The sequence below is a fragment of the Bacteroides pyogenes DSM 20611 = JCM 6294 genome (assembly GCF_000428105.1).
Lineage (GTDB): Bacteria > Bacteroidota > Bacteroidia > Bacteroidales > Bacteroidaceae > Bacteroides > Bacteroides pyogenes.
Genome location: NZ_ATZH01000043.1, coordinates 1 through 25,285 on the forward strand (window position 1 = coordinate 1; position 25,285 = coordinate 25,285).

Genomic DNA, 25,285 nt, shown 5'->3' on the forward strand with positions numbered 1-25,285 from the left:
CAGAGCGGCCATTGTATATTCCCTTATCGGGACCTGCAAGTCTGCCGGAGTTGACCCTAGAGTGTGGATGGAGGACGTACTGAGGAAAATACCGTATTATGAAAGGGATAAAAAGGATATGACAGAACTTCTTCCACGGAACTGGGTGAAATCATAACAAATCTGTTCCGAATTGATATAATTTGATGCTATTAGTCCCGACTCGGAGGCGAATCTGAACGAATCGTGCCCAGTCGGGACTAATTTTTTGTATTTTGCAATACGTACTTTACCGGAGGCTTACACTGAAACAAACAGAGCCTCTGACTGAAACAAACAGAGCCTCCGACTGAAACAAACAGAGCCTCCGATCCGTCCGATCAGAGGCTCTGTTCGTTTTTAGCAAAGTATGGTTTACGGAAAACTGATTTTGATGATTTCCGGAGTCCGGATTCCCGGTTTCAATTCGCCGTTGATGGAGAAGAACCGGTTGCCGATTCCAACCAATGCCGCTCCCGCGCGGGCGGTCGAAGAAGTCTCCGTTATCTCTTGCCATTCATCGCTCCGTACATTGTACACCAGTACCTTGCGGTTGAAACGGTACCACTCGGCGGGGTGCAGCAAATAATCTTTTGCCGGGGCGAGGAGAGCCGACAGAAAGATATCTTTGTTCACCCCTCCCATGCAAAGGATAAGGCTGTCGTTCATCGCCGCCGCCACGCCGCCGCCCAACGACACGCTCTCTCCGTCGTCGCCCGCAGGTGCGGCAACGGGAATCCACCGTCCCGAAGAGGGGACATACGCATAGCCGTCGACGGAGAGGGTAGGTTCTTTCCCGTCCGCCGCAGGCGCGAAACCGCCCCAAAGGTAGAAACAAGATTCCTTCCCGTTGTGTCCGACCGCCGAAACGGGCTGTATGCGCGGCGGACCGGGAAAATCGGGAAGCGACTGCCACCCTTCGGACAAACGTTGCAAGTCGAGGCATAAGAACGTGTTCGAAGGCTTTCCGTCACGGTTGCCTCCCGCCACGAAAATCCGCTCTCCCGAAAGCGAAGCGGTGAAGTTGTCCAAGGCAAAAGGCAGCGAGGGCAACGGCTCTGCGAACGTCCGCCGCCGCAACTCGTCCCACCGAAGGCGGTACACATCTTTCATCGCGCCTTTTTCATTCGTTCCTCCGATGCAAACCACACCGTCGGCAGCGGTTACCGCCGCCCCGTATGCGGCAGGAGCAGGCAGCTCGCCCACCTTTCTCCACACGAAAACAGAGTCGGCATCGAAGTCCGCCGCATATACATGGCGGTAATACTTCTTCTTCCCGCCCTGAGCGGCCGGGACGCCGGGGAAGTTGCAACCTCCCGCTATCAGCAACCGCCCGCTAAGGATGCCGGCATAGCAAGCGGATACCCCCTTGTCGAAACCTTTCTCCCCTTTCGGGAATCCCTTCATCGCCTGCATCCGGATATCGCTTGCAGGAGTCTGCCGGACTTCGGCACGGAAACCGGAAGCGGGAAGTCCCGCTCCGTTCACCAGATTGGCACGGGTGAAAGGTTCCCACGCATAACGCACGTAACGGGGACGCGCCACTTTGTCGGTATATACTTTTATTTTGCCGCCCGCCACTTCCGCCTTTGCGGGATAGTAAAGCCCTTCCGTCTCCGCCAACTCGAAGGAGCGCAAAGGCATGCCGTCGGCACTGCCCATCGCCTCGCCGTAATCGAATGTCAGCCGGACGGCTCCTCCACGAAAATCGGCGCTACGGAACAAAGGACCGGAAGGCACTACCGTTTCTTTCCCGTAAGTACTGTGCAACGCCCAACGCGCCAACCGCTCGCCTACCGGTTTCTTGTCGGCGGGATGAACGTTCAGCGAATCGCCCCGATCGGTGCATACCGCCATGCCCGTATATGGAACGGAAGCCATCAGCCTCCGCTGACTGTCGCGGAACCAAGGCCACGAAGGACGGTGGAGGCTCGAAAGCTGCACGTAATAGAAAGGCATGCTTTCATTTTTCCAGTTTTCACGCCAACTGCGGACCAGCAACCGGAAAAGCTTTTCATGCGTTGTTTCGTTGTGGGCATTCGATTCTCCCTGATACCAGATGACTCCTCTCAGCGGGTATCGTTGCAGCGGAAGAATGCCCGACTCGAACAGGTAACACGGCTCGTAAGGATGCCGCGCGTACTTGCCCGCGCTTTTTTTCAGGTTGAGCGCAGCCCTTCCGCGTACCCAATCCTGAATATAATCGTTTTGCATCCAGTCTTTCAGTATCGCCGGAAATTCATATTCCAGCGTGCGGCGGTCTATCCACGCCTCCGTGGGCGAACCGCCCACGGCATTGCAAATCAGTCCTACGGGAACTTGCAGGCTGTCGCGCAGCATCCGCCCGAAATGGTAAGCAACGGCGGAAAAAGCGGCGGCAGTGGAAGGAGTACATGGCTGCCAGCGGGTATCGGCATAATAGCGAAGGCGGTTGAGCGAGTCGAGCACGGCCGGCTCCCACTCCACCGCGTTGGTGCGCCAACGGGCTTTCATGTCGTAAAACATCAGCTGCTCGTCCGCAGCCTGCGGAATATCTTCTCCGGCGGAAGCCGCTTCTTTGAGCATAAACTCCATGTTCGACTGTCCGGAGCAGAGCCATACCTCCCCCACCCACACGTTGCGGAATTCAAACGAGCGGCGGGAACCGGCAATCTTAAGGACAAAAGGACCGCCCGCCCGCATCGGCAGCAAGTCCGCCTTCCATTTCCCGTCCGTTCCGGCACGTACATTCCGCTGCTGTCCGCCCACAGTTACCGTAACTCTTTCGCCCGCGTCGGCAGTGCCGCAGATACTGAGCGGAACATCCCGCTGAAGCACCATATTGTCGGTATAGAGCGGCGAGACTTTCAGTCCGCCGTAATCGCCCGTAACGGCGGAATAAACCGTTTTCGCAAGAAGCGCAGCCCCTTCGGCCGTAGGATGAACGGCATCGGGCAGTAAAAACGGATAAGGATAGAGTGGAGCGTGGAAATCGATGAGCCGGACGGAGGCGCAGCGGGCAACCGTTTCGATGGCTGCCTGTATCTCTCCGTGCCAATCGCGCGTGCCGGACAAGAAGCGCGGGTGTCTGTCGGCTATCGGCGTCATACGGGCAATCAAGATGCGGACATCCGGATTTGCCTGACGGAAGGCGTCTATCAGGGCTATGTAGTCTTTGACAAACGAGTCGCGAAAGTGAGGCCAGTCGCGCGGGTCGGTATCATTGATGCCCAGATGAATGACTGCAATGTCGGGCGCGAATTCAATCGCTTTCCGGTACTCTTCCTGTCGGATATAGGGTCGATGCCCGCTACTCAGGAGCGTAGCTCCCGATTTCCCGAAGTTGCCCACTTCGTATCCGTCGCCCAACATCTTCTGAAGTTGGACGGGATATGCCTGAACCTCCCGGTCGGGCAAACCGTATCCGTAGGTGATGCTGTTTCCCACACAAGCAATTTTTATACGTTGCCGGGCAGCGGCAACCAGACACACCAATAGGCAAAAAACGGCAAACAGGTATCTTTTCATCGCTTGTTCACGTAAGGTTTAACGATTTCCACCCACTTCAAATAGCCTTTTCCAAGCAGATGGAGCCCATCGTTGGTATATTCGGCTTTCATCTTTCCGGTCGCTCCGTCCACGAAATGCGAATAAAGGTCGATATATGTCGCCCCTTCCCTCCGGGCAAGCTCCTGCAACTGGCGGTTGATTTCGGGCACCATCCGCCACCGGGAAGTGTGTCCCTTAAACATCCCGAACTCGTCCGTCACCGGCAAAACGCTTTGCAGATAGAGCTTGGTGCGGGGGGAATCGCTCTTGATTTTCCGCACGATTTGCCCGATATGATTCGCAATGGTATCGGCAGAAGCGCCTTTGTTCACGTCGTTGATGCCTATGAGCAGGAATATTTTGGCGGGCTTTCCTTTCAGAATCGGAGCCAGCCGGTCGTAAACTCCCATGCAGACATCCCCGCTGATGCCGCGGTTCTTCACCCGTTTGTTACGCAGCAATTCCGCCCATTCGGCGCCGTTCGTGATGCTGTTGCCCAAGAAAACGATATCTTTGGACGATACCGGCAAGGCTTCGAAGAGCGTAGCTCGCTGATAGTAAAAAGTGGAATATTTCTTTTCCTGCGCATATCCCGACGCGAATGCCCAACATAGAAGGGCGAAGAGAAAAAGTCTTTTCATGATGATGAAAACAATAAAGATAGGTTATATAACGAATAGAAATAGCGGAACACGCTTTCCCGCCCTCACGACAACCGCCGCGTTTTAAGGCGCAGGCAACTCCCGCTCCGGCGAATAGACCAGCCCGTCCGCCGCTCTCTCCCCGTCGGGGGTGACAAAGACGCAGGTAAACATCCACTTTACGAGTCGCACTTCGGGGGTTTGAAACCGTCCGACGGGCAGTTTCAGCAGCACTTTGTTCCATCCTTCGCGCAGGTTGACACGGAGAGGCGGACGTGCGACGCAGTTCTCGTTGCCCAACGGTATCTCATTGCTGCGCGTCCGGTGGGTCGCCGTCCACACGGGAGGAAGAATCTCCCGGTCGTTGATCCAGATGCGGCTTCCCTTATAATCCCACTGTCCCTGAGGCGGAGGAAGGTCGCTTTCCGACCGTCCGTAGTTCTGGAACTCCGCCCATAAGCCGACTTCCTGATTGCGGGGAGAATAAACATAAGTATAAGCATAAGCGGTATGATTCTCTCGGGGCGACTTATAGAATGCGGGAACCAGCGTGCCCCATACGTGACGCAAGTAGATGCCCGCTCCCACCGCCGGAGCGGTTCCGTAGGTTTTGCCTTCGTAAACGTAGCTTTCTTCCTGTTTTTCTTCCGGCGGGAACCGCATCGCGAGGTCTCCATGGTTGGGAAAAGCGTCGGTTATCCTCCACTTTACGTTTGTCTGCTTTACATAAGCGAACGGATAACCCGCGAATTTCGTCTGTTTGTACCACAGCATCCGTCGCTCGAAATCGGCAAATTCGAGAAACGTTTCCGACTGCCCGTCGACAGGAAGAATCGTTCCCCGCCCGTCGAAATACTCGCTTCCCCCGCCCAGCCACGCACGTTCGGCAATGGCAAGCATGGCGGGGTAAAAGTTGTTTTCGAGCAGCATGTTTTGCTCCGCCGACAGTTGACGGTCGTTCCATACACCCACAATCACCCCTGCGATATCGTCGCTCCCCGTTTCGGCGTTGTAAATGCGGCTGTTGTAAAGCGCCACCAAATCCCCGAACGTATCGAAATGGTTGATGTAGTGGAAACGGGAGTCGATGGCGGGAATGCCTTTCTGAGCCTTGCCCCGGTAACTCCACAACTGCGTCATGTCTATTTCTCCCGGTTGGTATTTCCATCCCGGATTCCATGAAATGACTTTTTTTCCTTTGGCGCGGACGTAGGATACCATCTCCGGCACGAAGCGGGGATTGGTGAATTCCACCTCATCGGTTCCGATATGCAGGTAAGGTACATCGAAGGTTTCGCAGACTTCATCCGTCAAAAGTTTCAGGATTCTCATTCCTTCCGGGCTTTGCATATCGTGGCGGAAGGTGCGCACGAAGGCTTCGCTATGTCCCGGCATATCTATTTCGGGAATCAACAGCACGTGGCGGGCTTTGCAGAAGGCGACCAGTTCTTTCGCTTCCTCCAAAGTATAATACTTGCCCGGAAGCCTCGTCATGTTGGCGCTGTCATTTAGCATCGGGAAAATCTTGCTTTCGAGACGCCAAGCCTGATTCTCGGTGAGATGCCAGTGGAAGACGTTGATCTTGAATGCCGCCAATGCGTCGATCTCCCGCTTCAATTCCTCCAACGGAAGATACCCCCGCCCCACGTCGTGCATGAACCCTCGCATCCGGAAGGCAGGCCAGTCCGTTATTTCGCAACACCGCAGCGATGTCCGCTTACCTTCGGTTTCGCCCCACTGCGACAATGTCTGCATGGCACGGTAAACCCCGCAATCGGTCACCGCTTCTATGCGGATGCGACGCTTCTCTATACGCAACCGGTAAGCCTCCTGCTGATTGAGCGGCGCCTCATCGACGGCAGGAACAATAACCACTTCTATCAGCGATGACGCGCGATGATCCGTAGAACCGCCTTTTTGCCTGATCCACTCCTCCCATTCGGATTGCATGACAGGAGTTTTGAGAGCGACTCTGCCCAAGAGGAAACTCCCTTCTCCCGGCTGAAAAATCTGCGGTTTCGGCAGCAAATATGAATCTCCTGACAGCCGAAAGCGTGAATGCGGAATATACGCTTCTTTATACTTCGGCAGTAAATATGAATCTCCTGACAGCCGAAAGCGTGAATGCGGAATATGCGCTTCTTTATACTTCGGCAATAAATATGAATCTCCTGAGGGGTGTTCGGGGTTTGCCGCGCGGACTTCGGGCAGATTCCGGCATAAAGTGTTGCCGCATGCCTGTACCTTTACCGCAAACGCGACGCAGAAAAAACCGCAAAGGAAAAACAACGGATAAAGACGCTTCATGACTACTTGGCGGACTTTACAATGTCTTTCAATTTCACCGCTTGGAAGGTCATGTGCGCCACGCTGCTTTCATACAAGATGCCTACGGTTTCCTTGTCGATCATGGTCAGACAGGTATACCCCCAGCCGTGTCCTTCGTCCAGCAACAGCTGGTTTTCGGGCAACCAGGTCACTCCTCCGTCCAAACTTGCTTTGATGGTGATATGATGACGTCCCTTTGTCGTATTGGGATTGGAGAACAGCAGCACGTCACGGCCGAGTACGTTCTCGTTCGCCTTTACGTTGATGAGGCTCGCCATACATACCGACTCGGGCAAGCTCTTGCGTGAAGAAACATGTTCGGTCCATGTCTTTCCCAAATCTTTCGTTATGGATACGGCACGGCTTCCGCCCCGATTGTCGCGCATATTGAGCATCAAAACGCCCGGTTCTATCTCCGCTACCTGCGCTTCGGTGGTGTTGGTACGCGCAAGGTTGTGCATCTTCCACGTCTCTCCGCGGTCTTTGCTGTACATGATAGCCGCATTCGGCACGCGGGTGGAATCGATAAACTGGGTGGGGAATACCAATGTGCCGTCGCTCATCGTTATTCCGCGACCGGGACCTTGAAGTAGGAAATACCATGACGGATCTTTCACTTGCTCCGTAACATTAATCGGCTCCGACCATGTCTTACCGTCGTCCGTGCTCTTTGCCATCACCAACTGGGCGGTATGATTCAAATCCATGCCGGGATGCGAGCTCCACCAGGCGCGTTGGTTGCCCATGCCGTGCGTCCATGCGGCAACAATCCAAACGGTATTCGTCTTCGTATCCACTAAAATGGAAGGATCGCCCACCCCGTTTTGCGCGGCGGGGAGTCCGTCATACTCACCGAAAGCAAGAGGAAGACGCATCTTCTCCCATGTTTTTCCGCCGTCGGTACTGCGGCTTAAGCCCACATCCACATGTTCCTGCAAATCGACGCTGGAGTTGTAACGGACATCGTACACTCCCAGTAAAGTTCCTTTATTCGTAGTGACCAAACCCGGAATACGGAACGCTGCCGAACCGTCGTCGCCCGCATGGCGAACGCCGACTCCCATCCGATGCACGATCTGCTCGGGCGATGACGCATGCCATTGCGCTTCCTTTCCATCTATTTTCACAGAACACAGTTGGGAAGTTATTCGGGTAGTTAAGGAGGTTTCCGGCTTCATCTGCAAGCTGATCCAGAAGAAGTTGACACCGGGAAACAATTTGCGATCGGCTTTCAGTCGTACCTTTCCGGAGGGGCGGACAACCTCTGCGCATTTGACGGAATAAGACGGATTTGCTTGCAAAGTACCTGCCGTACCGCGATGGCTCGAGATGTATTCCACCGGCGCAAAACGCTTTTTGTCGCGGTCTTGCAAAGCTTCCGTTCCTCCATAATATAGCTTGACAGCTTGTATATCGCTTACCGGAGCGCTTTTACCGAAGTCCAACACAACCTCATCCAACACCCGGCTCTCTTTTGCATCCAACCGCAAATAAAGCAGCACATTGTCTTGTCTCTCTATCAGAACCGGTATTTGCGTCTCGTGCACAAATACAGTATCCGCTGCTTTCGCACAGAAAGCACCAATCAACAGAATAAAAAAAAGCAAATAACGTTTTTTCTTCATGATAAGGAAATTTATTTATTAATGCGACCAAAGATAAGACTTTTTTTGCTAAAATGAATCATCGCAACAAGAACAACCTTATTTTTAGCATTTTTCCTCTTTCACTTGAAATGATGTTTCAACATGTACAAGTGAGAAGCCCCAAACGTTTATCTGCTTTTTTATATCTTATTCTATCAGGTTTTGTATAACCGGTGTCAATAAATCCGCATACCGCATCATGCCTAAATCCGTAAAATGAATACCGTCGACCGTCGCCTCGCCATCTTCTCCGAGCATGTCTTTCGATGAAACCAGAATGATATTTTGTTCGTTTTTCCGTTTCAGCTCATTGAAAAGTATATTCAACACTTGATTCTTCGACTTCACCTCTTCAGCTATCCGGCTATCATACAAAGTGTGGGTAAAGATTGGATCTTCTACAAAAAGAATAGGAGTAAGCGGTTGTTTATCGCGGATAACCCTATAAAAAGCCTCCATCCGCTCCTTCATTTGATCAACCGAAGCATTGGGAGCAAAATCCAGAATAATTGCAGACGCATCTACTTGAGCAATCACTTCCGCAACCTCTAAATCCAGAAAAGCGTTTCCACTGAAGCCGAGATTGATGCATTCACGATTCAATCTGCGTGATATAATATTGGTATGCGCCATCCCCGGACGGGAAGCACAACCGCCCTGCAAGATGCTGGTTCCGTAAAACAGTACCGGTTTTCTGCGAACGGGAAGGTCTACCGCAGGTTGTTCTAAAAAAGACAATGAATCGATTCCGATGGAGAGAGAACAGACACCATCGTAAAGCGGCAAATAAAGCATAAACTCTCTGTCTTCGGCAGACATATTGGAAATAATGGTGGCTTCATTCTTTTTACCTGTGGGCCATCCTGCATTGACAAAACGCCACTCGGCGTTTTTCTCCAGGCAATAAAGGTCCACTCCCTTTATACCGATAGAAGTCATATGGGCCATGCCATAATTTTGAAGCACTTCCCACCTTACAGCTATTTTTGTAGAATTAGTGCGAAAGCGCAAAGACATTCCCGCCGAATGACGACTTAATTTCCACAACTTCGGACGGGAAGTCTGCTCCAACGAATCCGGCAACCGCGCATATCGTGTATGGGTAGCTTGCGTCGCCTTCCCTAACAGCGGAAATGGAGTCGTGTCATAGTAAACGAGTTGTGCCTGTAACGTACATAAAAACAAGCACAATATACTGAAAGTAAATATCCTTTTCATCATCTGAGTCCAACAGCCGTTAATACCTTCCGTTGCTTTCCGTCACTTCCTTTAATGGTTTCCTTTCCGTTGACCAACATACAGGAAGAACCGCCTCCATCCAAATTCAACGCTTCTATACAACCCAGATTCTTCATGACGAGCGCCACATCCGCAGTTGTCAACCCCGCTACTCCTTCTGTCTGGTTGCGTCCTTCGCATACGAAGAAAATCATCTTTTTGTCCGGCGTGATACCAATTGCTGTACGGGGGTGATTGGCTGTAGCGCCTACTTCCAGCATCTCTTGCACATAAGTATTTTTAATTTCCCCTTTATTCAGCAATACAATGATTCCGCCGATAGCTGTTGTCGCTTCCAAAATCTCGGCACCGGCCGGAAAAGAGGCGGAAGGTACGGGCAGAGGTTCTTTCTTTATATCGTTTTCGGCGGGTGCGGGATAGCAATAGTTAATTTTATCGGAAGTGAAATAGGTCCAAGTGGTTTTGAATGTGCCGTCTTTCATTTGACAAAAGGCACCGATTGTAGGATACCAAAACTTCACCCAATCTTTAGAATAGTAATTTTGGTTGGGAGCTAACATTTTTCCATCACGAATAATCATGTTCTGTGTATAATAGAAATTGTTGGAATAGAAAAAAAGTCCGCCGTTTATGATTACAGATGCTTTTGAAGACATATAGAATTCCGACGGAGTATGTACCAAACTCCCTCCATATCCTTTGGCTTTTTCGGAATACGCAATATCTCCCAATACCTCAAACTTAGCTTTCGACATATCGGCAACTGCTATATATGCAATTGCTTTCTTTCCCGATAATTTATCTGGCGATTTATATACCTTGATATAATCCGGAAGTTCTCCAAGATTATCAACAACTACCCATCCTTGCTCTACAATCGAAGGGTTTTCTTCCTGCTCTTCTTCTCCCCACTCCCAAGGATGTTCAGGGTAACTTTCACTGCATGAACAAAAAGAAAGAGCAAAAAATAGCATCATTAAGAATCGTTTGGTCATCATAAATCAAGTCCTCCAAAAACATTTTAATTTAGTAAACAATATTGTTATTAACAGAGCTAAAGAAGTCACGATTACTCCTCGTAAAAAGCCTAACCATGCATCATGCTCCAAATAAGACAAATATTTTCCTAATCCTGAAAGATTAAGTAGCGGCATAACAACCAATTGTGTAGCAACATACGCAATCATTGGATTTTGTCCGGCATATTCCAATGGACGTATTATTTTATTCCATGAATATATATCACACATGATCGAGAAAGCAATCATTGCCATAAAAGAGAGTCCTGACGTTAAGAAATAGTAGCTATATGTGGAAGGATCTTTACGAATTCCCCCTTCATAAGCTTCCCAGAAAAGTCCTAACAATAACAAATAGGCACCCACTCTCCACAACTTATACCAATAATCGGCATTCTTCCCTTCGATTTGCAATAAGATATATAATATGTACAGCAATATAGATGTAAACAACAGATTAAACAGCAAATGACGAGTATAAAGCCCGTATAAATTTAATAGGATAATTCCTGCAGAACATAAAAGAATCCAAGGCATTCTTTTATGTTCATCCTTACTCATGGCAGTCTTCACTATTTCCGGACTGCTTTTTAACCATTCATAAAGATATTCGCCTGCGATTGTCCCGGGAATCACAATAAACAAGTATTTCAAGTAGGTAAATTGATACATCCATGGAAAAGGAGAAAAATTCATTATACTAAAATTCCATGATTGTTCATTCTCACTTCCCAGGAAAATGCCCATAATAAATGGAAACATAGCTATACGCAACCAAGTTTTATTGATAGTAATAAGATAAAGAAGAGAACCAAAAACAGCCATATTCGCTAATACCAGAATGATTATATTGCTGTAGCTAAGACTAAATTCTCTCTCATTGGCATAAGTAACGTTCAGCAACAATGCAATACCTATACAATAAGCCGATACTTTGATCAGCTTTCTCACATATTCCGGCATCTGAAAAGGAAATCTCATAAACATCGGAAACATCAGAGCAAATCCGAACAAGGCGATGCACCAAGAACGCGCATCCTGAGGAGAAGACAAGACATAAGGATATATGTGTTGGATAAAAACAGCAAAAAAGGTTAAACGAAAACCTCTTACAATACAGTCATATGCTATCTTCCATCTTGAAATACCGTTCTTGTATTTATTACCTATTGAAAACGGGAAAGCGGCTCCCATAGCAAACAAAAAGAAAGGGAACACCAAATCGACCCAGGTGATTCCATATACAGACCCATCGAACACAAAGTTGGAACGAGGGCCTACCTGGGCATGATACATCCAACCGGGAAGTATTCCCCAAGCTATATTGGCCGAAAGCACCATTGTCAGGATAGCGTATCCCCGGAAGGCATCCAAAGAAGAAGCACGCAAACGATTCATAATCTATTTCTTTGACTGTACTACAATTCGAAAAGGAGAGGCAGGAAGCTCTGCGTTATTACAAAGATTTCCTTCCATATAGTTTCGAAAACAATAACGTACTTCAGTTGGCTGAGAAACTGAGTCGTTCCAGACTTTCACACGCGCAGAGCCGTTAATCACCTCCGCTTTTGCCGGCAAAATCTTTCCGTAATTATCTACTATCTCAAATCCTTTTAAACATTGATTCTCCGGAATAAGTCCCTGACTTCCGTGCTCAAAAGTGATTTCTACCACATTTCCTTTCAATATGTGACTCTTATATAAAGGTCCCGAATAAAGAAACCCCTCGTGCCCGTAGGTCTTAGCCAAGGCCCAATAAGCCAAACGTTCTCCGACTTTAATCTTATGAGGAGGGTGTATAAACTTCTCACTGCCGACATCCGTAGTCGTGACCATTCCTACATTAGAAACTTCGGCCATCAACTCCAACTGACATTGGCGAAACCAAGCCCACCCGAAGTTATCTTTCCCATCAGACTGCCAAGGAGCAATTTGTACATAATAAAAAGGCATATCCGGATTCTGAAAGAATAGCCTCCATTGATTGACCATAGCGGGAAAAAGTTTTCTGTACAGTTGAGGAGCAGAGGAATTAGCCTCTCCTTGATACCAGATGACACCTTTAACAGAAAAACCCTTCCAAGGATGAACCATCGCATTCCATAACAAAGTAGGTGTTCCTGCTGGCCATTCAAATTCAGTTTGCGTTTGGTCGGGAAGTCTTACTTCTGAAAAATGCAGTAAAGTATTCCGGTCCATCCAAGCTTCTATCTTTGAAGCGCTCCAGGAAGAATGAATCAACCCCACAGGAACGTTAAGCGAACGTTGCAGTAAATCGCCAAAGAAATAAGCAACTGCACTAAAATCTCCAACTTCTTTTGGAGATAATTCTATCCAAGAGCCTGTTACATTTTCTTTCGCAGAAGTACTCCAATCGCGCTTAACCGTGAACAGACGCAAATGTCTTGTTCGATCGGCAGAAACAATGTGAGATTGAGAGCCGTAAACGGGCTGACCGCGAAATCCTCTGACAGGCATTTCCATATTCGACTGACCGGAACAAAACCAGACCTCTCCTATTAGAATATTATTAAGAATAAACTCTTCTCCATCAGAAAAACGAATAGAGTATGGGCCACCAGCGGTAGGAGTAAACACCTTTGCTTTCCAATTGCCATATTCGTCACTTATAGTCGAAATCTTATGCCTGTCCCAAGAAACTTCAATCGTAATTTCTTTATTGGGCACGGCCTTTCCTTGAAAAAAAACCTCTGATTGTTGTTGCAATACCATATTATCTCCCCAAATGGAAGGCAGATAAACCTTAGCTTGGACTTCTATTAAAGGAAGAAAAAGGCAAATAATCCATAATTTACATAAAACAGCTTTCATTACTTCTTATTCAAAATGGTTTGTCGATACACATTACCAAAGCGATCTGTTACTCTAATTTCAATCTCAGCCTGCAGATTCCGAGGAGTTACACGAAACATGTGGTCTGTAGGAACTGCCGAAATCCAACTTTGCATGATTCCCTTCTTATCCTGGCACACTTTCTGAGCATATGGATCAACGCCTTTGTACTGATGCATCTCTCCCATTAACTGCCCATTTTCCAGCCATTCCACTTTCCAATCCTTATCCCAATTCCAAACATTCACTACAATATCCTCAGGAAACTCTTTGGAAGAGCCCATCGGATAAGCGCGAAACTGATATTCTTTCGGATGACCTGCACTTTTATAATACCATTGTACCTTGTTCCCATTTACTTCATACACTCCATATCCTTGAGGAGTTCCGTCTATACATACATCAGCATGCCACCAAATTCCGCACACAGCTCCCGTATTGTGCTCCATATGGCGGTCATTAAATACAACATTGGAATTAGAATGCAAATGTCCGGTAAGAAAATGTGTTTCATAACCCTCCAGCAATTTGAATAAAGATTTCGCATTGATAGTCTCACCGGCGAGCAAAGTGTAATCATAATTAAAAGGTCTTTCTTTCTCAGTGATACGAATTGGAATATGCGTAACCAAAAAAATCAGTGTGCCTTTGGGAACATATGATAAATCTTCTTCAATCCACTTCAAAGTCTTTTCATCTATATACCCGATATAAAAGTGCTCACGCCCGACATAAAAGCTATTATTGATTACAATATAATGCGCTCTTCCTTTATTAAATGAATAGCGAGTTGGGCCGAAGTAACCTTCAAAAGTGTGATAAGACGTCTCGTGGCTTCGGCCTCCATAATTCATATCGTGATTACCTATAGCTCTATATATAGGCAATGACAGTTTCTCTACCCTTTCAATATAACTCGGAAAAAATGTTTCGGGAGTATCCCAAAAGAGATCTCCGCAATTAAGCCCAAAGACATGTTGATTTGAACAACCATCGATCAAAGATTTATAGTCTTCCAAAATCGGAGTATACAAATCCCAGTGTTCTTTTAATCCGGCCTGTACATCGGCCTCCACAACGAACAAATGCTTATCTTCATTCAACGGATTTTTTTTCAATCGAAAATTATATTCAGTGGATTTACTCATATCAATCTCTCGATAAAATCTCGGAATAGTTTGACTACATTCTGTCAAATAACCGGCAGGAGTGGAAATATACACAAAGCGCGTATCTCCTAAATTCGGAAGTTGAAAAAAACCATTCCGGTCTGTTGTTACACAACGCAGACCATCTGTCACAACAACATTAGAAATTCCTTTTCCATCGCATGTAACCATACCTTTAAGTATTCGAACCTCATCTTGGTTTTCCCTATTCAATGCTTCTTTCAATTCATTCCACCAGCCATTTCGTATGATATGAACAATATCAAAAATCATTACGCCATCCGACTCTTTCAAGTTCATGCGTACAGCCTTCTGAAACTGAGCCACGTCCCTTTTATAATCTTCCACATAAAGGCCTCCATATACAGGTGTGGCATCTTTCAACAGATATTTGGAGTATCTGCATCCTCCCTCCACAGAAAGATAATCTCCGCTGGAGAAGCCGCTATCTGTTTCATTTTTATGCTTTCCGGAAGATTTGTAATACTCATCCAACGTAACGTTCCAGTAATAATTGCCATTAGTATAGAAATCTATCAATTCAGCATAGCCGTAATTCTTATATTCAGGAGTGGCCCAATCAAAATCTTGGCTGGCATCATAACTCCGACTTGCCCAATTAACCCCTACTTCAAAATAAGTGGGATACCAAGCACCCGTATATGAGCCCAGCATACAGTCGGGTCTTATTTTCTTTATGGAAGCACGAACATTTTTTACAAAATTATAAATGATCGAGGCCCGCCAAGCCAGCCATTGACGGTAATAAACACCTTCTTTTCTATATACTTCTCCTTTATCATCAACCTTCCATTCAAAGATATCCTCCGGAAATCGTTCTAATTTCTTTCCTATAAACTTCTCAAACATCTTTCTCGACTCAGGAGAAAAATCAGACTCGATACAATCGTAACGAGTACGATCGAGCATAATGCCATCGAAAGCATAATTGCGGACAACCTCTTTAATTATATCGATTTCATATTGCTGTACTTCTTTCAGTGCTGGATTTAAAAACATAATTGCTTTCTCTTTTATTTCGGTAACCGGAATTAATCCTCTTTTGGCGATATAATTGACAGACTGCCACTTTTTATGTTTATCGTAAATAGCGCCTCGCTTGAGGATATTCTGTCCGTCAGCAAAAATATTCATGCCTGCAAAAATAACCATCTTATATTCATGGGCCACTTGTATAAAAGTGTTTATAAAATCAAAATCAGGCCGTTTGAAGTTTTTCCATTCTTTTTTTTGTGCGGCATACTTGCTGGGATATAATACTTCTCCTGTATTCCCCTTAATATCCAGAACAAGATGGGTGATACCCACATCATGGCATTTTTCCACATAGTAGCGAATAGAATCGGGATAACTGAACCTTTCGAAGTTCGCCGAGCAGTCCAACCACATGATTTTGGGTTTCCCTGCGGCAAATGCAGAAATTCCGATGCAGTACCAAAGAAACAAAACTAAACTCTTTTTCATACTTGTATTCTTACTAATTATTTTTTAGTTAATTCTACCTCAAAGCTCCTCCGGCCCTCATTCCATGTTCCACTTCTTTCCATAATCCCTTGCGGATAATATGTACTATATCAAATACCATCAATCCATCCGAGGCTTTCAAGTTCATTTCTATTGTTTTTGAGAGTTTCGGGGGATCATCATAAAATTGATCTACTAGAATTCCTCCAATAAATTTATTCTCTCCCAATATTTCACGTAAGTGCAGACAAGAGCCTTCGACACAATACCAAATTCCAGATTGAGCCTTTGAATCTGTTTCGTTCCAAACCGTTCTTTTCGTTTTCTTGTATTCCTCAATTGTTATATCTGTATAATAGTTTCCCGTAACATATAAATCTATTAATTCGGCATAACCATACCTCTTATATTCAGGAGTAGCCCAATCAAAAACTTTGTTCGGATCGTATTGATTGCTTGCAAAATTAACACCGACTTCATAATAAGAAGGATACCAAGCACCGGTATAAGTTCCAAATGCAATGTTCGGATTAATGGACTTCACTTCTTTACGTGCGCGAACCATAAAATCATAAATATTCTTTGTTCGCCATTCAACCCATTTCAAGAAGTGTTTCCCTCTCTCTGGATAATACTTTTTATTTTCATCCTGCCTCCACTCAAATATATCTTCCGGATATTTTTCAACCTTCTGCCCTATATATTCTTCAAACTTTTTACGAGAAAGAAAAGAAAAATCGGCAGAAATTCCGTCATAACGAACTCTATCCAACATTAACCCGTCCAGACTTGGATATTTTTTGACCAAATCTTTCAAAACGCTCAAAATATGTGTTTGAAACTCTTCATTAATAGGATTTACCATTGCCGAATACTTTTTCTTCTGAGTCGTAATAGCAACAATACCTTCAGGAGTATAGAGCATGGAACTCCATTCGGGATGGGTAGAATACACTAACCCGCGATCAAAATAATTATGTCCTGCTACAAAGACGTTGAGTGAAGCATAAACCTGCAAGCCTAACTCATGGGCTTTTCTAAGAAAATGTCCCAAGTAATCAAAATCCGGACGTTCGAATCCTTCCCATTCACGCATTTTAGGTGCAGTCTCTGTTTCAAATAAAACTTCTCCCGTAATAGGACGCACATCAACAACAGCATGAGTAAAGCCTAAAGACTTCACCTTGGTCAAATAATAATCGATCGAGTCAGGATTGCTGAATCTTTCGAAGTTTGCTTCCGCGTCAAACCACATCAGAGCCGGCTTATTCGTTTCACCAACTATTTGTTTTCCTCTCGTTTTGCATGCACTTAAAACAAAAACAAGCATTGTTATTAATAAAAGTGGTAATGTTATTTTTCTCATATTTCGCATTGAACTTTCTTAAAAACCATTCTTATAACGACGTCTAAATATTTTCAGTACTCCTATCGTATATCAAAACTCACTTTATAGCAAGTTCGATTCCTTTTTTGGCATATTGCCATTGTAGCTGTTTTTTCAGATGAATCATATCAAACAGAAAATAACCGTCACAAGCATCCATACAAGCTTTGACAGATTCAACAATCGCCTGATTCTCTTGTTCTTGAGTCGCTTTATTTTCAGGATCCCAATTACCGACATCAGGCCCTCCCGCTACAATAGAGCATTCACTCTTTATTTTAGCTTTTGCAAGTGAGCAGAAGCCTTGCATAGTCCATTCGGTAGTTCCGTAAACTCTCAGTGGAGAAGCATAAGCACCTATTAAAATCTGGTCCATGATTGCAGCATAACCGTAATTCTTATATTTAGATGTTGCCCAATTATAAAACAGAGAAGTATCATAAGTAGAAGCTGCCCAATTAACTCCAACTTCATAATAGGTGCTGTACCAACCACCGACATAAACTCCAAATTTGATTTTTGAATTCACACTCTTCACTGCATTGGATGCTTTTTGCATGAAGTCGTAAATCACTTTAGTTCGAAATTCCAACCATTTGGTAAGATACTTGGGATATTGAGCAGGCAATCTCTTAGTTCCCGGTAACAATATCTCATCCGGATAGTTTTGAATCCGAACACCTCCCATATAAGCTTCAAATTGCTCACGAGAATAATCGGAAAAGTCTGACTGTAAATTCAAATAGCGCCCTCTATCCAGAATAATACCATCCAAATCATATTTAGCCAGATCCTTAAGCAGATTACATAGAAATTCTTGCACTTCGAAATGTGCAGGATTAAAAAACTTATCCTTTTCTCCCGTATCCATCACATTTACAATGCCTGTCTCAGTATTAAGCTGTGTAGCCCAACCTTTTTTCGATGGATCTCTATGAAGCAATCCGGTTCCACCATCTATGGAATTTCCTCCGATAAATGTATTGATAGCTGCATGTACACGAAGCTTCTGCTTACGTGCTTCGTCAATAAATGCCTGCAAATAATCCCATGTGGCATTTCTTACTATCTTCGTGTAATGTCCGTTAACCCATGCATAAAGAAATCTGACTTGATCTACTATGCTTGTTCTGAAAAGCACATCTCCAGTAGTAGGGCGTACATCAACGACAATATCTGTGAACCCAGCATCTTTGGCTAATGCCAAATCACGGGCAATATTTTCTTTATTGTCGGCAAAGTCAGGAAAGTTAGCAGCTGCATCTATCCAAATATAGCGTGGTTTTGCAACATTTGGATTTTCCGAAGGTTCCTCCCCATTGTTAATATCTCCCCAATAATTTTTCGGACTATTGTTTCCACATGCCAAGCAAAAACAAACAAGTATGCATTCTATACTTATTTTGAAAAACAACAAATTTTTCCGCATTTTTATATTATTAATTTAGAAATGAAGCCTGCTCTCAAGTAATTAACAGGCTTCACTTTTATAATAGATTATCACATATCAATACAATCACATCGGACACATCCTACATAACCATTTGTGAACATAAAATAAATATATAAATAATAACCATCCTCTGAAACTTTAAATGCAACATCTCCAGTCCCATTACTGTTTACATTACCTAATGCCTTGGCACCATAATTCCCATTAATGCCCAATCCATCATCACCAAAATTTATTGGTTGATTACTTAACGACCCACTTGATAAATCAAACAAATATATACAATCATCTTTACCCCATGAAAAGCTATTCACTGAATTTGAAACTGCAAAAGGCGTATTATTAAATATAACATAATCGACTGCATTTTGTACCCAATTCGCACTAATTTCAGGCCCTTGAGCTTTTATAGCATTTGTCTTTCCATCAAACCAACAAAAACTACGTGGAGTAGTATAAAACGCAGCAAAATAATCACTAGTAATATCAGTTGGATCAGAATAGATAAGATCGGCATTATTCCCCCATGACCCTAATCCTTGGGCTACTTTTTTTTCTGGTCTTTGCGATTGCAAAACTCCTCCAATGACTTGCCAATAAGAAAATTCTCCCTGAGTAGAATAATGAGGAGCTGTAATAATAGCATTTCCATCTAAACTTCCTCTTATTGATATTTTTCGACCCATAGCTATTGTTGTCGGAAATTCTATATACTTTTCAACAGCTCCCTCTACTCCTTTCAACCTCCATATGGTAAAATTACTACCTCCACCTGGAGTAAGATTTGTAAATAAAATATTATCTCCTTCATCTGCAGTAACGTAGAAATTAGTCAAACTTCCTGCAAATGCACTAATATCAATAAATCCTTCATTCGAACCGGTTTTTTTATTTAAATAAAAGGCCTTATTATTATTGCGATCATTAATAACCACATAATCTTTTGTTACAGCAAAACCTGTAGCCATATTCGAACTTGTAATTCCAACATCCACAAGTTTTCTAGCCCATAATAACTTAGCACTATTAGGACGTAACCCTGCAGGTATTTTATTGGGAATTTCTTTTTTCACTATATAAACAGAACTAGTTGTACCATTTTGAGCTGTTACTGTCAGTTTCTGTTCTTGATCATAATTTAGAGTTTCCTTTGTAGGATCCGGAAGAATTACAGCCCCATGTGATATAACAACATCAGCCATATCTTCTCCAATATCTTCTAAACTAATTAAAGAGATAGTTTTTGTTTCTTCATTAATAATGCCAGATAAATTATTCTTTTTCAAATCAAATTTTGTAATAACACATTCAGCACTTTTACGTATTTCCGCAATTATTTTATATTTAACTGATTTTCCATCCTGCTCCTTTACAGTAATAAAATTTTCTTTTGTGAAATCTAAAAAAAGTAAAGAAGGAGAGATATATACGTTATTATCTAAATCAGCAATTACTCTCATCTTTTTCAATGCAGATATCTCCAATACATTATCTGAAAGACGAGGATAATTGTACGGAAAAACAACTGTAATAACACGATTTTGATAATCGATTTCGCTTGTAAAACGATTCTCATCTCTATCATCATCGGGAAAAGATGCAATCAGATTATTAATCCCGTTTCGTTCCAAATTCGGTTTAAATTCTTCCGGGCTATGGCATGCGCTCATTCCTATGAATAGCGCAATGACAGAAATTATTGATAATATTTTGTTTTTCATTGCGTAACTTTTTTAATTATTTCCATTCATCATATTGTTCAATTAATGCGTTATTCTTCAACTCAGAAGTTGGTATAGGAAGCACATAAAGTTTTTTAGGAAATTTACGGTCTTGACCATCGCAATCTATATATTCGTAAGTACCATTCGTAATTTTAATGCCATGACAACGATAATTATTATACTCTATATGAGCCAATTTCCAACGTCGCATATCCCAAAATAAATGTCCTTCGTATGCCAACTCTATTTTACGTTCATTCCGATAATCTTTAAACCAGCTTTCTCCTGTAGACAATTTAGCAGGTAAATCAACTCCTTTACGTCCACGGACACGATTCATTAAACTTTGCGCCTCTCCACCTTTATTGAGACGATAGGCAGCTTCCGCTTTATTCAATAAAACCTCTGCAAAACGAATCTCCACCCACGGCTGAGAACTTTTTGTCCCTTTTACATCTATGAGTTTTTCATCTAATAATTTGCGTAAAAAATAGCCGGTAGTTGTCTTTCCATAAGAATACGACTGCTCTCTATAGGCCATAAAAGCTCCATTTGTACCTCCCACACTGCAGTCCATCTTTTTGCCTTTCCAAATACTTCCAGCATAAATAACCGTAGCTGCAAAACGGGGTTCTAATTTATCATACGGTGGAGTATCTGTAGTTGTGCCATGCCACTTACTCCAATCTACTTTCTCTCCGTCTATCGTTTCATACGACTCTACCATTTCTTGAGTAGGGGTTCCCAAAGCACCAAAATCATAGCCATCACATTGTGGTACATAAAATTGATCAAAAGTATGATTCGGTCCACTATCTTTATTGTAATCGAATTCCAGTATCGCTTCTTTATTATTCCCCTTCCATGCATTAGCGTATCCTTCCACCAAATCATACAACTCCAATTTTTCTACTTCCTCGGCAGCATCATATGCATCCTTCCAACGCTCTGCATACAACATAGCCCGTGATTTCAGTGCATATGCAGCACCTTTTGTCACACGACCTTTTTCTTGTGCCCCCCACTCTTTAGGTAAATTTTGTGCAGCAAAATCTAAATCATCAGCAATAAAATTCCAAGTATCATTTGCTGAACTTCTTTCCTTATCATTAGACGTAGGTAGTTTATCATAGAGTATTACTCCTCCATGCCGCTTCGCCAGTTGGAAATATAAAAAGGCACGAAAAAAGCGGGCTTGTGCTTCCCATCTTAGATTCTTTTCTTCGGAAAATGCAGAATACTTCTTCTGCATCTCCAAAAACTGATTAATCTGGCGAATACTTCCATAAGCCAAACTTTCTGTCCATATATTATATCGGCAGCCATCAGGACTAATTACATCCGGATTAGTGACATAATTATTAGGATGCCCTGCCCGGTCTCCCAATGCCACAGATCCATATTTGAATGTTTCTGTCAAACTTTCTGTTAAACTACCACTAAATTGAGCGTCTCCGAAAGGGCCATATTTATGCAGATAAGTATAAAAAGCATTCACGTTTTTATTCACATACTCTTCATCTTGCCAGACGATTTCATCACTTATATTCTCTGTTTGTTCTACACCATCCAGCCAATTATTACATGAACTTATCATAAAGCTCAATACAAATAATGATATAATCTTTTTCATATTTTTTCGTTTTAGAATGTTAACTTTACCCCCATCGTATAAGTTCTTTGCTGGGGATAGTATCCATTGTTTACTGCGGGCGATTCCGGATCAATATTATACTTGATTAGGCTGCTCAGAGTAAACAAATTGTATCCTTCCACATACAACCTCAATGCTTGTATGCCTGTTGAATATAACCATTTTTTAGGGAAATTATATCCTAACTGCGCTGTTTTCAAGCGTAAATAATCACCTTTCCTATACCAGAAAGTAGAAGAAAATCCATTATTATTACTTGGTCCAGCAATTTCTAAACGTGGGAATTCTGCATTACGATTTTCCGGAGTCCATGAGTTCTCCACTAAAAAAGTCGGAGAATTTCCGCCATGATAAAACGGCTTTGTGAAAGATGTATTATCTTGCACTCCTTCAGAACCTGTAGCGGTATATTGTCCGGTCAATGCTACAACACTATTCAACCCCCAAGAAAAAAGTAAGTCGAAATCGAATCCTCTCCAATTACCAAAAAGATTCAATGAGCCAGTGTGGGTGGGAGTAGAACTTTTGCCTACATATCCCTGATCTTGAGCTGCTGTTATGATACCGTCACCATTTCTATCGACATATTTAATGTAACCGGGGAGCGCTTTATAACCTCTAACTGTGGCAGAATTTGCTATTTCTTCATCTGACTGGAACAAGCCATCAGCAATAAACCCATATTTTGCTCCAATCTGTTTACCCGTAGCCCTTTGATATTCCGGAGAATTGTCAGAATCACCGGCATACTTAAGCCAGCGACCATACGCATACGACCAAATCAATTTAGCTCCATAATTAAAATCTCTAATATTATTATGGTGAGTTAAAGTAATTTCATAGCCTTTATAATCACATTTGTTCGAATTTGCATATTGATAATAATATCCTCCTCTTGACGGAGAAAATGAACCGGTTACTCCTGACAACTTATCGAATTCATATTTATAAAAAACATCTATTTCTGCTCCTAATAAACCATTCCACAAAGTTGCGTCAACTCCCAAGTTGTAATTTAAGCACTCAGACCATTTTAAGTATGGATTTCCTAAAACAGCAGCATACAGCATTGACTGACTACTTCCTCCCAATATAATCGCATTTTTTGATAAATTCATTGAGTTTCTCCACTGAAAAGGTTTGAGATTGCTTGTTGCCGTTTTTCCTGCACCGATTCTAAACTTAAGATTATTAACCGAAGAAACGTCAAACCAATCTTCATTATTAATTCTCCAACCAACAGAAACACCTGGTAATGTTATCCAACGTTTATTCATCCCACCAAACAAGTAACTGCCATCGTAACGTAAAGATGCTTCCAGATAATATTTATCATCATAGTTATAATTTAAACGCCCCACAAAACCTGCGACACGTGTATGTCCACTATAACCACCTATACCCGGATATTTTTCTGATCCGTCCCCTGTCCGATTTGTTATTTTATTAAGCTCATCCAATTGAATAAAGTCCAATCCATATCCGGTTGCACTCAAAGCATTACTCTTATTCTCACGAGTCTCTGCCAATAACAAGCCTCCAATTGCATGTTTGTTAAACTTGTTATTATAAACAATACTGGTTTGTGTAGTAAATGCATACCCGCGAGAAGCAGCCTCACTCAAGCTTATAGTGTTTCCTACGGCATCATATCCTTTATGATAAGTTAACTCCGAGGTATCTGCCGTAGGAAGATTCATTATCACCACTTCATAAGGATTACTTAATATCTTATTAAAAGTAAAAGTCAGATCATAAGCACCTTGAAACTTAAAACTTAAGCCTTTTAACCAAGGAGCATCATATTGCAGAACAAAGTTGGATTGAAAATAAGAATAATTAGATTTACTATATCCCGATTCATTAATAGACGCCAACGGTGCTACCGGAGAAGAAGCTGTTGGTGTGGAGACATTATAACGCTTCCCTTGATATTCGTAAGTATCAGGCACATAAGGCAAAGCGCGAATGATTTGTTGCGGCACATTGTGCCAATCGTTTGGATTAGCAGAATAGCGCGGAGCATTTCTTTTTTCAACACGCCCGGAAACACCTAACCAAAAAGTCAAACTCTTAGTCAACTTAGCATCAATATTAGAGCGAAGATTCAATCGCTCATAACTATAGTTATCAATATTTCCGTTTTCTTTTAAATAACCTATGGAAGCGAAAAACTTAACCCGTTCACTACCACCGGTAGCTGATATATTATGGTGAGTCCGGGTACCTGTTTCATAAATCTTATCATACCAGTTAGTGTTTCCCCAACCATCTTTGCCTTCTCTCATTTTTTGTACCATCTTATTAGTAAAAACAATAGGATCGCCCTGCAATTCACGAGCCTTATTATACCAATAAGCATATCCCGGTCCGTCCAACCATTTTTGTTGAGCAGCATTTTGACTAATACCTACAGTTCCGGTATATGTGATAGACATCTTATCTACTTGTCCTTTCTTAGTGGTCACGATAAAGGCCCCACTTGCATCAAGACCGTATACTGCCACAGCAGAAGCATCCTTTAGAATAGAAACAGATTCTATTACATTCGGATCTAATCCATTAAAGTCGGCAGAAGTGCGCCGGATTCCGTCAATTACATAAATTATACCGTCTTGTCCACGCATGGTTAAAGCTGCATTATCCGATCCGGGCTGTCCGCTGGACTGCACGGCAGCTACTCCCGCAATGCGCGATCCTACAATATTACTGATACTCATTGTCGGAGCTTTCAGTAATTCTTTATCAGACACGGTAGATACAGCTCCGGTAATACTACCTCGTTTCTGAGTTCCATAGCCTACAACTACAATCTCATCTAAAGAGGCCACATCATCTTTCATTTTAACCGAAACAGAACTACGCCCATTGACCCTAACTTCTTGGGTAGCCATTCCAATGTAAGAAAAGATTAATATATCTTTATCTTTAGCGTTAATACTATACTTACCATTAATATCTGTAACAGTACCTATCGTAGTACCTTTTACAGCCACAGAAACTCCGGGTAACGGTTCATCATTACCATCGGTTACGGTCCCTTTTATCACATTTTGTGCAGAGACATTAATGCTACACATAAATGCGATAATCAATGAGGTTATAAACCTCGCATTCCATCTGATTCTTTTTTTCATTGCA

The 25,285-nt window shown here is 43.5% G+C and carries 15 protein-coding genes; 1 reads left to right on the top strand and 14 read right to left on the bottom strand.

Annotated features, from left to right (window positions below; translation table 11 throughout):
* Positions 1–25 precede the first annotated feature (25 nt).
* The gene (locus C234_RS18280; RefSeq protein WP_428829116.1) at positions 26–157 is read left to right on the top strand and encodes a transposase domain-containing protein; all 132 of its coding nucleotides are present in this window, start codon (positions 26–28) and stop codon (positions 155–157) included.
* Between the two features lie 236 nt (positions 158–393).
* Here C234_RS18280 and C234_RS16360 read toward each other — a convergent pair whose 3' ends face one another.
* The 14 genes from C234_RS16360 to C234_RS0111350 all read right to left on the bottom strand — a co-directional run bounded on the left by C234_RS16360 (position 394) and on the right by C234_RS0111350 (position 25,281).
* Positions 394–3,525 (bottom strand): cyclically-permuted mutarotase family protein, encoded by a 3,132-nt coding sequence (locus C234_RS16360; protein WP_081688152.1) that lies wholly within the window; start codon positions 3,523–3,525, stop codon positions 394–396.
* The gene (locus C234_RS0111290) at positions 3,522–4,187 is read right to left on the bottom strand and encodes an SGNH/GDSL hydrolase family protein (protein ID WP_021644834.1); all 666 of its coding nucleotides are present in this window, start codon (positions 4,185–4,187) and stop codon (positions 3,522–3,524) included. The genes C234_RS16360 and C234_RS0111290 overlap by 4 nt, the downstream gene beginning before the upstream one ends.
* Positions 4,188–4,271: 84 nt before the next feature.
* Positions 4,272–6,494 carry a family 20 glycosylhydrolase gene (locus tag C234_RS0111295; protein ID WP_081688153.1) on the bottom strand — a complete coding sequence of 741 codons (2,223 nt, stop codon included), beginning with the start codon at positions 6,492–6,494 and terminating at the stop codon, positions 4,272–4,274.
* 2 nt (positions 6,495–6,496) lie between these two features.
* Positions 6,497–8,140: a sialidase family protein gene (locus tag C234_RS0111300; RefSeq protein ID WP_027325860.1), complete on the bottom strand. Its 1,644-nt coding sequence runs from the start codon at positions 8,138–8,140 to the stop codon at positions 6,497–6,499.
* A 168-nt stretch (positions 8,141–8,308) separates the two neighbouring features.
* Positions 8,309–9,382, bottom strand: coding sequence for an SGNH/GDSL hydrolase family protein (locus tag C234_RS0111305; RefSeq protein WP_154656416.1), 1,074 nt, complete (start codon positions 9,380–9,382; stop codon positions 8,309–8,311).
* Positions 9,379–10,377: a phosphodiester glycosidase family protein gene (locus tag C234_RS0111310; protein WP_234180825.1), complete on the bottom strand. Its 999-nt coding sequence runs from the start codon at positions 10,375–10,377 to the stop codon at positions 9,379–9,381. Before C234_RS0111310 ends, C234_RS0111305 begins: the two co-directional genes overlap by 4 nt.
* Positions 10,378–10,401: 24 nt before the next feature.
* Positions 10,402–11,817 carry a DUF5009 domain-containing protein gene (locus tag C234_RS0111315; protein WP_027325863.1) on the bottom strand — a complete coding sequence of 472 codons (1,416 nt, stop codon included), beginning with the start codon at positions 11,815–11,817 and terminating at the stop codon, positions 10,402–10,404.
* 3 nt (positions 11,818–11,820) lie between these two features.
* Complete coding sequence (locus C234_RS0111320; protein ID WP_027325864.1) at positions 11,821–13,251, bottom strand: sialate O-acetylesterase; 1,431 nt, start codon at positions 13,249–13,251, stop codon at positions 11,821–11,823.
* The gene (locus C234_RS0111325; protein WP_027325865.1) at positions 13,251–15,926 is read right to left on the bottom strand and encodes a calcineurin-like phosphoesterase C-terminal domain-containing protein; all 2,676 of its coding nucleotides are present in this window, start codon (positions 15,924–15,926) and stop codon (positions 13,251–13,253) included. Before C234_RS0111325 ends, C234_RS0111320 begins: the two co-directional genes overlap by 1 nt.
* A gap of 34 nt (positions 15,927–15,960) precedes the next feature.
* On the bottom strand, positions 15,961–17,292 hold the full coding sequence (locus C234_RS0111330) for an alpha amylase family protein (protein WP_027325866.1): 1,332 nt from the start codon (positions 17,290–17,292) through the stop codon (positions 15,961–15,963).
* Between the two features lie 79 nt (positions 17,293–17,371).
* Positions 17,372–18,742 carry an alpha amylase family protein gene (locus tag C234_RS0111335; RefSeq protein ID WP_034538372.1) on the bottom strand — a complete coding sequence of 457 codons (1,371 nt, stop codon included), beginning with the start codon at positions 18,740–18,742 and terminating at the stop codon, positions 17,372–17,374.
* A gap of 71 nt (positions 18,743–18,813) precedes the next feature.
* The gene (locus C234_RS0111340; protein WP_027325868.1) at positions 18,814–20,487 is read right to left on the bottom strand and encodes a DUF5018 domain-containing protein; all 1,674 of its coding nucleotides are present in this window, start codon (positions 20,485–20,487) and stop codon (positions 18,814–18,816) included.
* Positions 20,488–20,503: 16 nt separating this feature from the next.
* Entirely contained in the window at positions 20,504–22,123 is a 1,620-nt protein-coding gene (locus tag C234_RS0111345; protein ID WP_027325869.1) for a RagB/SusD family nutrient uptake outer membrane protein, read from the bottom strand.
* A gap of 11 nt (positions 22,124–22,134) precedes the next feature.
* The gene (locus C234_RS0111350) at positions 22,135–25,281 is read right to left on the bottom strand and encodes a SusC/RagA family TonB-linked outer membrane protein (RefSeq protein WP_027325870.1); all 3,147 of its coding nucleotides are present in this window, start codon (positions 25,279–25,281) and stop codon (positions 22,135–22,137) included.
* Positions 25,282–25,285: the final 4 nt, after the last annotated feature.

What these genes read in the sequence shown, in the direction of transcription:
- C234_RS0111295 (WP_081688153.1), bottom strand. Translation starts at nt 6,494, where the DNA reads ATGAAGCGTCTTTATCCGTTGTTTTTCCTTTGCGGTTTTTTCTGCGTC.
- C234_RS0111335 (WP_034538372.1), bottom strand. Translation starts at nt 18,742, where the DNA reads ATGCGGAAAAATTTGTTGTTTTTCAAAATAAGTATAGAATGCATACTT.
- C234_RS0111320 (WP_027325864.1), bottom strand. Translation starts at nt 13,251, where the DNA reads ATGAAAGCTGTTTTATGTAAATTATGGATTATTTGCCTTTTTCTTCCT.
- C234_RS0111310 (WP_234180825.1), bottom strand. Translation starts at nt 10,377, where the DNA reads ATGATGCTATTTTTTGCTCTTTCTTTTTGTTCATGCAGTGAAAGTTAC.
- C234_RS0111340 (WP_027325868.1), bottom strand. Translation starts at nt 20,487, where the DNA reads ATGAAAAACAAAATATTATCAATAATTTCTGTCATTGCGCTATTCATA.
- C234_RS0111350 (WP_027325870.1), bottom strand. Translation starts at nt 25,281, where the DNA reads ATGAAAAAAAGAATCAGATGGAATGCGAGGTTTATAACCTCATTGATT.
- C234_RS0111300 (WP_027325860.1), bottom strand. Translation starts at nt 8,140, where the DNA reads ATGAAGAAAAAACGTTATTTGCTTTTTTTTATTCTGTTGATTGGTGCT.
- C234_RS0111345 (WP_027325869.1), bottom strand. Translation starts at nt 22,123, where the DNA reads ATGAAAAAGATTATATCATTATTTGTATTGAGCTTTATGATAAGTTCA.
- C234_RS0111330 (WP_027325866.1), bottom strand. Translation starts at nt 17,292, where the DNA reads ATGAGAAAAATAACATTACCACTTTTATTAATAACAATGCTTGTTTTT.
- C234_RS0111315 (WP_027325863.1), bottom strand. Translation starts at nt 11,817, where the DNA reads ATGAATCGTTTGCGTGCTTCTTCTTTGGATGCCTTCCGGGGATACGCT.
- C234_RS0111305 (WP_154656416.1), bottom strand. Translation starts at nt 9,382, where the DNA reads ATGATGAAAAGGATATTTACTTTCAGTATATTGTGCTTGTTTTTATGT.
- C234_RS0111325 (WP_027325865.1), bottom strand. Translation starts at nt 15,926, where the DNA reads ATGAAAAAGAGTTTAGTTTTGTTTCTTTGGTACTGCATCGGAATTTCT.
- C234_RS0111290 (WP_021644834.1), bottom strand. Translation starts at nt 4,187, where the DNA reads ATGAAAAGACTTTTTCTCTTCGCCCTTCTATGTTGGGCATTCGCGTCG.
- C234_RS16360 (WP_081688152.1), bottom strand. Translation starts at nt 3,525, where the DNA reads ATGAAAAGATACCTGTTTGCCGTTTTTTGCCTATTGGTGTGTCTGGTT.